We start from the raw sequence: 10130 nt of genomic DNA, 5'->3' as shown, positions 1-10130 counted from the left end.
CAGTCCTGCCAACTAGACAGACTGAATCACTGGTATCTCTGAGTCGCAACCGCGGCCTTTTTCAACGGAATCGGCCAACAGGCGACATTCGCGAAATGAAAGAGGCCGGTAGTCGAACGGCCCGTGCTCGGGCGCTTAGCTAGCTTTTCGATATTCGGCCGCCATGACGAGCAGAGTAGCTCGCACCGCTTCGGAACCCGCAAGCGCTGCCTGCCTCTTGCAGACAAGGCTCAAGTTACCGGGTCGCCGAAGTTCTGGTTACTCGTCGTCCTCGCGGGAGGGGGAACGGTTCGTAGGTCTTCCGTCCTGCGAAGCTGTCAGGTGGCGGTGTGTCTTTAAGAAGCTTACGGTGTTCGGCAAGCGCCTTGCGCGTCGCTTCGAGATGCTGGGCATCAAGATCTCGAAAGATACGACCTGGATTAAGGACCATTGGCCGCTCCCTTCCTCATGCAGGCTGGAGCGCGATCGATCGGTCTCTCAGCCACCGACGCCTACGGACAAAGCCTTGGCCGGTGATGCGGAGACAATACGCTCGTTCTGGAGAAGTTGCTGGCTGGAAGCACGCCAACGCCGCCGGAACTTCCGAAGGCTCGCTCCACTTTCCAATGGGATTGGGAGAGTGGCATGGACAGGAACGCGGAAGTTCAGCGGCTCGCCGAGGCTGAACGTCATCTCAGCGACGCCGAACGAACAATCAGTCATCAGATCATGGATATCGAACGGCTGCGCGCAGGCGGGCACCCCACCGCTGTAGCAGAGCAATTGCTTGAAACATACCGGCGTACCCTGAAGGAGATGCAGGAGCATAGGAATGAGATCATAAGGACCATCAAGGACATAGATGCGGGGCTAATTTAAGCGGCGCGCTGGGAACCGCCCCCCCCCCGCTGGTTTATGGGCATGTCAGATGCACTGGAACCGCTAGAGCAGCTTGTTGCACGTGCGAACGCCGCCGTTGCTGAAGTCCGTCGCTTGGTCAAAGCAAATCGCGAGTGGCGGCAGGATTGGATACGCCGGATTTAGTTCGACGCTACATTTTATCCGAAGCCTCGGAAACTCCATTCGGTTCGCGATTTTCCAAAACGGCGGCAATTCTATCCGCCATCTGGTCGCGCTGCGCTCGACCAAGATTTTCGCGAGCGATCCGCAGTCAACGTGGTGGTCGGGAGAACGATGACCTCGTGCCGAATGAGACGACCTACGCGACGACAAGCACGCAGACCATCCAGCCAGCGAGGAAGCGGCCAGCGTGGCTATTGCTAGTCGATAGGTTCTCATTCTTTCGGCGGTTGTAGCTCGGGAGATCGCAGCCATTCGCTTATGTGCGAGCCGGTCTCGGCTTGGCGAGCCTTCCGCAAGAGGGCCTCGCGGACCGCTCCTGGTGGGAGCAACTTGGCTTTCTCGTGTAGGCGCTTCGCCTCCTCGGCAAGGCGGTCTTCAAGGGATTGGATTGGCTTGATACGTCGACGTTGCATGGCTCGCACCCCTCGTGCTTGCGGGTCCTAATCCGCATGGTTCAGCATAATCGGCACCAAGATGCAGGCGCGGGGCATTTTGTTCTGTTCACTAGTGAACACAAATCGAACAAGGACACTAGTTCCTTCGAACTAGAACGGCCCTCGAATACGGACAGAACCTGGGCGCCAGCGGCACCGAAGTTTCCACATCGTCATGGCCGGGCTTGTCCCGGCCATTCAGGCCTTACCCTGCAGCACAGAGAACGTGGATGCCCGCGACAAGCCCGGGCATGACGACCTCGTTGATGCTCATATGCGATAGCCCTGCGCTGCAGGGAGGGTGGTAAGCCAGCTCACGCGCCCGCCGGCACCTGATCCAAGAATCCCGTGACGCTCTTGATGCGGCCGTCTTTCAGCACGGCGAAATCGGTACCCTTGATCGGGCTGTCGACGCCGTCTGGGCCGAGACCCCATGAAAAGCGCAGGTGCTCGCCATAACCATTGGGCTCGCCGATCAGCCTGAACCTGAACTCGGGAAAGCGCTGCTGCACACCGGCGATCAGCTCGTCGACGCCGTCATGGCCGTCGCCGCGCATCAAGGGATCGACATAGCTCGCATCCGCCGTCCAGTTCTCGCTGAGCAGTTCGCGCCGTTTGCCCGGCGCGCGCTCGTTCCAGAGATCGATATAGCGGTGGGCGAGGGTGGTGTGGTCGGTCATGATGGTCTCCTTCGAAAAGCGCCGGATGGTTCGGCTGTCCCTGACTATCGAAGGTTTGCGCGCGCCAATCGATTACCTCGGAGGTCATGCGCCTGCGAAGAACTGAAGCGCGATGATGCTTTCATCGCGCTTCTGGCCCGCACAGTCATCTTCCAGCGTGCTACTTGGCCGCGGTCACCATGATCTCGACGGTGTATTGCGGGGCGGCGAGCTTGGCTTCCACGGTGGCGCGCGCCGGCGTGTTGCCCGGCGACACCCAGGCGTCCCACACCGCGTTCATCTCCTGGAACGTCTTCATGTCGGTGATGTAGATCGTTGCCGACAGCAGTTTCGATTTGTCGGTGCCGGCCTTGGCGAGATGGCTGTCGATGGTCGCCAGGATGTCCTGGGTCTGCTTCGTCACGCTTTCACCGCCGGCCCTGCTGGCGACGACACCGGCGAGATAGACGGTGTTGCCGTGCACGACGGCCTGGCTCATGCGCGGGCCGGTTTCGAAACGTTGAATGCTCATGTGAATCTCCTGTTGGAATGGCGGCCCTGTCTAGCGCAGCCCCCTGTGCTCTGCCACCCCAGGCACGCATGCGTTGCCAGGCACGCATGCGTTGCCAGGCACGCATGCGTTGCCGGGCACGCATGCGTTGCTGGGCACGCATGCGTTGCCGGTGACGCATGCGCGGCCTCAAGGAAAGCGGCTGAAGAACGCCCAGATCGTGTCGGCGCCGTCGATGTCGCCGTTCTGCGGGCCGAGCAGGCCGTTCGCGACTTTTGGGAAACGTGCATCGGGGAAATGCCCGGGCATGCGATGACCGCCGCCATTGACGCGGTAGAGCACGACGTCACGCCCTTTCGGGCAGTACGAGCCGATCTGCGTCACGGTGGACTCGTCGTGAGGATTCCTGTCGGGCAGATCGGTTGCCGCGGCATCATCAGCTTCGCAGCCATTGATGCTACGCCAGAATGCCAGCGTCTTCGTGGTCGACCAGAAGCCGTCGGCCGCAAAATAACTCGCGCCGCGGCCGCCGTCATAGGGGATCAGCGGATCGACCGTGCCGTTCATGAGCAGCATCGGCAGCGGACGTGATGGATGGCAGGTGGCGGCCGATTCATCGGTGAGGTTCATGATCACGCTAGCGGCGGCCGAGAACAGATCGGCGCGGTTGCAGGCCAGCGTCATGGTCATCGCACCGCCATTGGAGATGCCGGTGATGTAGACGCGGCGCGCGTCCGCCGTGCCGTCTTTCACGAGCTTGTCGACCAGGGCTGCGATGAAAGCGATATCGTCGGTACCTTTGGGCGGCCCGCGACCGGCGCGTCGGGCGTCGGGTCGCGCATCGGCCCAGGCGTTGTTGAGCCCATCGGGAAACACCACGGTAAAGGAGTTGCGCTTGGCCATCAGCGGCCAGGATGTCCGTGTCACCATGTCGGCGCCGCGCTGGGTCTTGCCGTGCAGCACGATGACGAGGGGGGCAGGCTTGGTCGGCGCCGGCATCATGATGAACGTGCGCGTCACGCCATTGATGTCGATCGTGTCGGCCCGTGCGGGTGCGGCGAACTGCAGCACCGCAGCAAGAACTCCGATGCCCATCCGCCACAACATTGAGCTAGCCCACCGCCTTCGCCGCGGCGCGCCCGGCGTTGCGGCCCGAGAACAGGCAGCCGCCGAGGAACGTGCCTTCCAGTGAGCGGTAGCCGTGCACGCCGCCGCCGCCGAAGCCGGCGGCTTCGCCTACGGCGTAGAGCCCGGGAATGACCTGGCCCTCTTGTCCGAACACGCGCGAGTCCAGATCGGTCTCGAACCCGCCGAGCGTCTTGCGCGTCAGGATGTTGAGCTTGACCGCGATCAGCGGTCCATGCTCGGGATCGAGGATGCGATGGGGCGAGGCGGTGCGGATCAGCTTGTCGCCGATATAGCGGCGCGCATTGTGGATGTTCATCACCTGCGCGTCCTTGACGAAGGGATTGGCGATCTCACGGTCGCGCGCCTCGATCTGCATCCTGACATGGTCGAGCCTGAGAAGATCGCTGCCGGCGAGCTTGTTCATGGCCGGCACGAGCTCCTCGAGCTTGTCACGCACAATGAAGTCGACACCATGGCTCTTGAACGCTTCCACCGGTGCCGGCGCGCCCTTGTTGGTGGCGCGGCGCAACGTCATGCGCCAGCTTTTTCCCGTGAGATCGGGATTCTGCTCGGAGCCTGAGAGCGCAAATTCCTTCTTGATGATGCTCTGCGTCAGGATGAACCAGGAATAATCATAGCCGGTCGACGTGATGTATTCGAGCTGGCCGAGCGTGTCCGAGCCTGGAAACAGCGGCGCCGGCAGCCGTGTGCCCGTGGCGTCGAACCACATCGAGGAGGGGCCGGGCAGGATGCGGATGCCGTGATGTGGCCAGATTGGATTCCAGTTCTGGATGCCCTCGACATAATGCCACATGCGGTCGCGGTTGATCAGCCGCGCCCCGATGCCTTCCGTGATGCCGATCATGCGGCCGTCGACATGTTCGGGCACGCCGGAGATCATGAATGTTGGCGGCTCGCCGAGCCGCTTCGGCCAGTTCTGCCGCACCAGATCGTGATTGCCGCCGATGCCGCCGGAGGCGACGATCACCGCCTGTGCCTTCAGCGCGAAGTCGCCGACCACGTCGCGCGAGGAGCTCTTGCCGCGCTCGACACTGTCCGGCGCGAGGATTTTGCCGCTCACGCCGTCGACCGTGCCATTCGTGATGTTCAATGCATCGACGCGATGGCGGAACTTGAAGGCCAGCCGGCCGCTTCTCGCCGCCTCGCGCGCGCGGCGCTCGAACGGCTCGACGATGCCGGGTCCCGTGCCCCAGGTCACGTGAAAGCGCGGCACCGAATTGCCGTGCCCCATCGCGTCATAGCCGCCGCGCTCGGCCCAGCCGACCACCGGAAAGATGCGATGGCCCATCGCGCGCAGCCATGATCGCTTCTCGCCGGCCGCGAATGCCACATAGGCTTCCGCCCATCTCCGTGGCCAGTGGTCCTCGTCGCGGTCGAAGCCCGCGGTGCCGAGCCAGTCCTGCAGCGCGAGCTCGGCGGAATCCTTGATGCCGAGCCGGCGCTGCTCCGGCGAGTTGACCAGGAACAAACCGCCGAACGACCAAAACGCCTGGCCACCGATCGATTGCTCGCCCTCTTGATCGACGACCATCACGCGCTTGCCGGCATCGGCAATTTCGGTTGCAGCCACCAGCCCCGACAACCCCGCGCCGACGACAATGACGTCCGCCTGCTCAGCCATTGAGTTCCCCCCTGTAATCATCCGGATTGAAGTCAGCCGCCGTCGCTGAGATCAAGAGGAGCGACACAAGAATCCGTTAACTTGTTCCACTTTGGTGTTGGGACGGCGGGGGGATCGGCGAAGTGCAGCGCGGGCGCAACACCGGATTTGAATTTGTTTTGAGCGAGCCCACGCGCCTAGACAAAACCACGGTTAGGACGGACGTTAGCGGCGCATCACCACCTGACACACAGATTCGAATGGGACTGGGGCGGGGGACATGAAGTTTCTGACGGGGTTGCTCGCAGCGGTTCTCCTGTTCGCGGGCATGGGGGCCTCTCACGCGGTGGTTCGGATCGCCGACGACCGTGGCGGCCGCATCGGAACCTATGTCGACAGATACCAGGACCTGCGCCAGTCCGGCGAGACCGTCATCATCGACGGGCTCTGCGCCTCGGCCTGTACCATCGTCCTCGGGGCCATCCCGCGCGACCGCATCTGCGTGACCTCGCATGCGACGCTCGGCTTCCACGCCGCTTGGGATTTCGGCGTCAACGGCCGCGCCATCACCAATCCCGAAGCGACCCAGATGCTCTATGCGATGTATCCGTCGCAGGTGCGGCGCTGGATCTCGCAACGTGGCGGCCTCACCCCGCACATGATCTTCCTCAGGGGCAAGCAGCTCGAGTCGATGTACAAGCCCTGCTACATGGACGCGCAGGCCGCGACCAGCCGCCCGTCGCGCCGGGCTCTCCCGCAAGCGGGAGAACTGGAATCCGCCCGCGGGCAGCTGCTTCACTAACAAACCATCAGGACGAGCTGATCCGGGAGCTATTCTGGCCCACGCGCGGCGCTTGCCCGGGCGCGGGCCAGCGCCTATCTGAGGGGCAGGGAACCGGCGCGTATCGCCGCGATCATTGTCATGGCTCAACCACTGCAATCAGCGCATCCGGTATCGGACAATTCGCCCACTGCCGGCGGGACGCCATCCGTGCTGCTATTTGCGGGCGCGGGGCTCGGCGGACTTACGCTGCTGGCCACGCTGGCGCTGTGGTTCCACTACGGCAGCCAGGTGTTTTTTGAGGTGATCAGGGCCGGCCTGTCGGCCTGCTTCTGATCCGTACAACGGGATTCTCTCCACGATGAGCCGGACTGCCCGCCCGCTGGTGATCGCGACCGCCTTCGCCGCAAGCCTCGTCGTCGGGCTGCTCGTGATGTTCTGGGCCATGGGCGGGGTCAGCAAGGTGGCTCAGCCGGCCGCGATCGGCGGGCCGTTCGCGCTCACCGACCAGAACGGCAAGACCGTCACCGACAAGAGCCTGAAGGGCAAGCCGACCCTGATCTTCTTCGGCTACACCCATTGCCCGGACGTCTGCCCGACCTCGCTGTTCGAGATCTCGGAAGTGCTGCGGGCAATGGGCAAGGACGCCGACAAGGTGAACGCCTATTTCATCTCGGTCGATCCCGAGCGAGACACGCCGTCGACGATGAAGGACTATCTCTCGAGCTTCGATCCGCATCTGGAAGGCCTCAGCGGCGATCCGGCCGAGACCACCAAGGTGCTGACGTCCTATCGCGTCTACGCCAAGAAGGTCCCGACGAAGGACGGCGACTACACCATGGACCACACCGCGCTGATCTACCTGATGGACCGCGACGGGAGGTTCGTCGCTCCGTTCAACATGAAGCGCCCGCCTGAGGAGGCCGCGGCCGAGCTGAAGCGGTACCTCTGAGATCGCCGAACCGGCCGTAATCCCCACTCGCGTTCCCGGCGGGATGGTCTATAAGGCCCTCCGATCCCAACAAAATCCCGCTAATCTCAAACCGATGGCCCCATCGCAACAGGCGAAATCGCTCAAAACTGTCCGCCGCCTCCTGATCGGGCTGGCGGCGGTCGGTGCCTGCCTGTTGTCGGCGGCGCCCGGCGCCCTTGCGCAGGCGCCGGCCAAGCCGGCGCCTGGAGCGCCTCAAGCCGCTCCCCAGGCCGTGCCCGGCTTCTGGGATCCCCGCCGGCGGCCCGAACGGCCGGACCTGTCGCGCCTGACCGTGATCCGCTTCCTGACCGAAACCGACTATCCGCCGTTCAACTACACCGGCGCAGACGGCAATCCGGCCGGCTTCAACGTCGATCTTGCGCGCGCGCTGTGCGAGGAGATCAAGGTCACCTGCACCGTGCAGATGCGCCGTTTCGAGACGCTGATCGACGCGCTCTCCTCGAACCGCGGCGATGCCATCATCGCGTCCATGGCGGTGAGCCCGCAGCTCCGCGCGCGCGCCGATTTCACCGATCCCTATTATCGCGTGCCTGCACGCTTCGCCTCGCGCAAGGACGCGGTGATGCCGGAAATCCGTCCCGAATATCTCGAGGGCAAGAAGGTCGGCGTCATAGCGGGCTCCGCGCATGAAGCGTATCTCAAGGCGATGTTCACCGACGCCGAGCTGCACGGCTATCCCAACGACGAGGCCTTGCGCACCGCGCTTCGCCGGGGCGAGGTCGACTTCATCTTCGGCGATGCCATCTCGCTGGCGTTCTGGATCAACGGCACGGATTCCGGCGATTGCTGCGCGTTCTCCGGCGGCCCCTTCATTGAGAGCCGCTTCTTCGGCGAGGGTGTCGGCATCGCCGTGCGCAAGGGCAACGACCTGTTGCGCCAGGCGCTGAACTGGGCGCTGTTCCGCGTCTGGGAAAAAGGCCGCTACACCGATCTGTGGCTGCGGTATTTTTCGGTGAGCCCGTTTTAGCCGTCGCCCCGTCATCAGCTCCTCATCCTGAGGAGCTTGCGAAGCAAGCGTCTCGAAGGATGAAGGCCCGGCTCTCTCTCGGCCTCGCCCTTCGCGACGCGCGCGAAGAGCGCGCTCCTCAGGGTGAGGGTCTGACATCGCCCACAAAATTGCATTCTGCCCGGAAATCGCTATTTTCCGCGGCCCGGAGGCCCCTTGAATGTCCGTTATTGACCCTGCCGCCAGCCCGAGCGATCTGCGTGCGCTCGCCGAACAATCCAACGCCTGGCCGTTCGAGCAGGCGAAGGCGCTCGTCGCGCGGCTGAAGAAGAGCCCGAAGGACGAGGTGCTGTTCGAGACCGGCTACGGCCCGTCCGGCCTGCCGCATATCGGCACCTTCGGCGAGGTCGCGCGCACCTCGATGGTGCGCCATGCCTTCCGCGTGCTCACCGAGGACAAGATCAAGACGCGGCTGATCGCGTTCTCCGACGACATGGACGGGTTTCGCAAGGTCCCCGACAACGTGCCCAACAAGGAGATGCTGGCCGCGCATCTCGGCAAGCCGCTGACGCGGGTGCCGGATCCGTTCTCCAACGACTATCCGTCGTTCGGGCACCACAACAATGCCCGCCTGCGCGCCTTCCTCGACAGCTTTGGCTTCGACTACGAGTTTGCCAGCGCGACCGACTACTACAATTCGGGCCGTTTTGACGCGACGCTGCTGAAGATGCTTGCCGCCTACGACAAGGTCATGGCGATCATCCTGCCGACGCTCGGGCCGGATCGCCGCGCGACCTATTCGCCGTTCTTGCCCATCAGCAAGACCACCGGCGTCGTCTTGCAGGTGCCGATGATCCGCCGCGACGTCGCTGCCGGCACCGTCACGTATGTCGATCCCGACACCGGTGAGGAGGTCGAGACGCCTGTCACTGGCGGTCATGTGAAGTGCCAGTGGAAGGCGGATTGGGCGATGCGCTGGGTCGCGCTCGGCGTCGACTACGAGATGGCCGGCAAGGACCTGATCGACTCGGTCAAGCTCTCGGGCGCCATTGCAAGGACGCTCGGCGCCACGCCGCCCGAAGGCTTCAATTTCGAGCTGTTCCTCGACGAGAAGGGCCAGAAGATATCGAAGTCGAAGGGCAACGGCCTGACCATCGACGAATGGCTGCGCTATGCGCCGCCGGAATCGCTGTCGCTGTTCATGTATCGCGAGCCGAAGGCGGCGAAGCGGCTCTATTTCGACGTCATCCCGCGCAATGTCGACGACTATCAGCAGTTCCTCGACGGCTTTCCGCGGCAGGATGCCAAGCAACAGCTCGGCAATCCCGTCTGGCATATTCATGACGGCCATCCGCCGAAGGCCGATATGCCCGTCACCTTCCAGCTCCTCTTGACGCTGGTGTCGTCGTCGAACGCGGAGAACGCCGAGACGCTGTGGGGCTTCATCCGCCGCTACCGCCCCGGCGTGAGCCCGCAGACGCATCCGAAGCTGGACGCGATGGTCGGCTACGCCATCAACTACTATCGCGACTTCGTCGCGCCGACGAAGCAGTTCCGCGAGCCGACCGATAGCGAGCGCGCCGCATTGCAGGACCTGCGCGATGCGCTCTCGCAGTTGCCGCAGGAGGCGTCGGCCGAGGACATCCAGAACGTCGTCTACGAGATCGGCCGCCGCGAGCCGTTCCTCGATCAGGTCAAGAAGGGCAAGGATGGCCGTCCCGGCGTCACGCTGGACTGGTTCAACATGCTCTACCAGGTCCTCCTCGGCCAGGAGAAAGGCCCGCGCTTCGGCTCCTTTGTCGCAGTCTACGGCATCCAGAACGCCGTCAACATGATCGACGGCGCGCTGGCGAGGAGTGCGTAGCCGCGCATTCGATGTCATCGTCCGCCTTGTGCGCAATTGCGCACTCGAGCGGACGATCCAGATGCTATGGGGTAAGCGGCGACTGGGGTAAGCGGCGGTGAGGGTGTGGACACCCCTCGAACGCCGTGAT

11 protein-coding genes are annotated in these 10130 nt (G+C 63.5%); 6 read left to right on the top strand and 5 right to left on the bottom strand.

Annotated elements, in window-relative coordinates; translation table 11 throughout:
- The first annotated feature begins 624 nt into the window (after positions 1 to 624).
- Positions 625 to 858 carry a hypothetical protein gene (locus tag SO180_RS41125; protein ID WP_449384488.1) on the top strand — a complete coding sequence of 78 codons (234 nt, stop codon included), beginning with the start codon at positions 625 to 627 and terminating at the stop codon, positions 856 to 858.
- A gap of 416 nt (positions 859 to 1274) precedes the next feature.
- Here the strand turns inward: SO180_RS41125 and SO180_RS41120 are convergent, their stop codons facing one another.
- From SO180_RS41120 to SO180_RS41100, 5 genes are all read right to left on the bottom strand, one after another.
- Positions 1275 to 1475 carry a hypothetical protein gene (locus SO180_RS41120; RefSeq protein ID WP_449384487.1) on the bottom strand — a complete coding sequence of 67 codons (201 nt, stop codon included), beginning with the start codon at positions 1473 to 1475 and terminating at the stop codon, positions 1275 to 1277.
- A gap of 335 nt (positions 1476 to 1810) precedes the next feature.
- Positions 1811 to 2176, bottom strand: coding sequence for a nuclear transport factor 2 family protein (locus tag SO180_RS41115; protein ID WP_449384486.1), 366 nt, complete (start codon positions 2174 to 2176; stop codon positions 1811 to 1813).
- Between the two features lie 160 nt (positions 2177 to 2336).
- Positions 2337 to 2687 carry a RidA family protein gene (locus SO180_RS41110; RefSeq protein WP_449384485.1) on the bottom strand — a complete coding sequence of 117 codons (351 nt, stop codon included), beginning with the start codon at positions 2685 to 2687 and terminating at the stop codon, positions 2337 to 2339.
- 168 nt (positions 2688 to 2855) lie between these two features.
- Positions 2856 to 3773: a CE1 family esterase gene (locus SO180_RS41105; RefSeq protein WP_449384484.1), complete on the bottom strand. Its 918-nt coding sequence runs from the start codon at positions 3771 to 3773 to the stop codon at positions 2856 to 2858.
- A 4-nt stretch (positions 3774 to 3777) separates the two neighbouring features.
- Positions 3778 to 5436 carry an FAD-binding dehydrogenase gene (locus SO180_RS41100; RefSeq protein ID WP_449384483.1) on the bottom strand — a complete coding sequence of 553 codons (1659 nt, stop codon included), beginning with the start codon at positions 5434 to 5436 and terminating at the stop codon, positions 3778 to 3780.
- Positions 5437 to 5695: 259 nt separating this feature from the next.
- Between SO180_RS41100 and SO180_RS41095 the strand changes: the two genes are divergently transcribed.
- From SO180_RS41095 to SO180_RS41075, 5 genes are all read left to right on the top strand, one after another.
- Positions 5696 to 6217, top strand: a complete 522-nt coding sequence (locus SO180_RS41095) for a hypothetical protein (protein ID WP_449384482.1) — start codon at positions 5696 to 5698, stop codon at positions 6215 to 6217.
- Positions 6218 to 6337: 120 nt separating this feature from the next.
- A complete protein-coding gene (locus SO180_RS41090) occupies positions 6338 to 6532 on the top strand; it encodes a hypothetical protein (RefSeq protein ID WP_449384481.1) in 195 nt (64 codons plus the stop codon).
- Between the two features lie 25 nt (positions 6533 to 6557).
- On the top strand, positions 6558 to 7148 hold the full coding sequence (locus SO180_RS41085) for an SCO family protein (protein WP_449384480.1): 591 nt from the start codon (positions 6558 to 6560) through the stop codon (positions 7146 to 7148).
- Positions 7149 to 7242: 94 nt separating this feature from the next.
- A complete protein-coding gene (locus tag SO180_RS41080) occupies positions 7243 to 8157 on the top strand; it encodes a transporter substrate-binding domain-containing protein (RefSeq protein WP_449384479.1) in 915 nt (304 codons plus the stop codon).
- A gap of 199 nt (positions 8158 to 8356) precedes the next feature.
- The gene (locus tag SO180_RS41075; RefSeq protein WP_449384478.1) at positions 8357 to 10000 is read left to right on the top strand and encodes a lysine--tRNA ligase; all 1644 of its coding nucleotides are present in this window, start codon (positions 8357 to 8359) and stop codon (positions 9998 to 10000) included.
- Positions 10001 to 10130: the final 130 nt, after the last annotated feature.

This window comes from Bradyrhizobium sp. UFLA05-112, assembly GCF_053572325.1.
This window is presented reverse-complemented; position numbering and strand designations above follow the sequence as displayed.

Bases quoted from the DNA above. Each gene is read 5' to 3' on its own strand.
- SO180_RS41125 (WP_449384488.1), top strand. From the start codon at position 625: ATGGACAGGAACGCGGAAGTTCAGCGGCTCGCCGAGGCTGAACGTCAT.
- SO180_RS41120 (WP_449384487.1), bottom strand. From the start codon at position 1,475: ATGCAACGTCGACGTATCAAGCCAATCCAATCCCTTGAAGACCGCCTT.
- SO180_RS41115 (WP_449384486.1), bottom strand. From the start codon at position 2,176: ATGACCGACCACACCACCCTCGCCCACCGCTATATCGATCTCTGGAAC.
- SO180_RS41110 (WP_449384485.1), bottom strand. From the start codon at position 2,687: ATGAGCATTCAACGTTTCGAAACCGGCCCGCGCATGAGCCAGGCCGTC.
- SO180_RS41105 (WP_449384484.1), bottom strand. From the start codon at position 3,773: ATGTTGTGGCGGATGGGCATCGGAGTTCTTGCTGCGGTGCTGCAGTTC.
- SO180_RS41100 (WP_449384483.1), bottom strand. From the start codon at position 5,436: ATGGCTGAGCAGGCGGACGTCATTGTCGTCGGCGCGGGGTTGTCGGGG.
- SO180_RS41095 (WP_449384482.1), top strand. From the start codon at position 5,696: ATGAAGTTTCTGACGGGGTTGCTCGCAGCGGTTCTCCTGTTCGCGGGC.
- SO180_RS41090 (WP_449384481.1), top strand. From the start codon at position 6,338: ATGGCTCAACCACTGCAATCAGCGCATCCGGTATCGGACAATTCGCCC.
- SO180_RS41085 (WP_449384480.1), top strand. From the start codon at position 6,558: ATGAGCCGGACTGCCCGCCCGCTGGTGATCGCGACCGCCTTCGCCGCA.
- SO180_RS41080 (WP_449384479.1), top strand. From the start codon at position 7,243: ATGGCCCCATCGCAACAGGCGAAATCGCTCAAAACTGTCCGCCGCCTC.
- SO180_RS41075 (WP_449384478.1), top strand. From the start codon at position 8,357: ATGTCCGTTATTGACCCTGCCGCCAGCCCGAGCGATCTGCGTGCGCTC.